General features: G+C 37.8%; 1 pseudogene. It reads left to right on the forward strand.

Annotation, left to right across the window (positions count from 1 at the left end):
* Window positions 1–84: 84 nt before the first annotated feature.
* Window positions 85–288, forward strand: a pseudogene (locus tag NRL14_RS20920) (transposase); the annotation flags it as partial.

Here is a 288-nt window from a genome sequence, read left to right on the forward strand (position 1 = left end):
AGAACAGACACCCACTCTAAATTTTGCACTTTATGAAAAGAAGTACTAGGCTTTATTTAGTGTAAAAAACAAGCAGAGTGTCTCATGGCTATCGCAAGAAAGCGTCAAATAAGTTTGGTTGATACAAAATATTACCATTGTATTTCACGCTGTGTTCGTCGTGCATTTTTATGTGGAGAAGACCGTTTTACTGGTCAATCTTACGAGCATTGACGAGGCTGGGTTGAAGATAAGCTGCTTGAATTAGCGAAGGTATTTTGTATTGATGTATGTGCTTACGCTGTTATG

The sequence above is a fragment of the Pseudoalteromonas sp. 20-92 genome, from assembly GCF_030847595.1.
In the GTDB taxonomy this organism is placed as follows: Bacteria; Pseudomonadota; Gammaproteobacteria; order Enterobacterales; family Alteromonadaceae; genus Pseudoalteromonas; species Pseudoalteromonas fuliginea.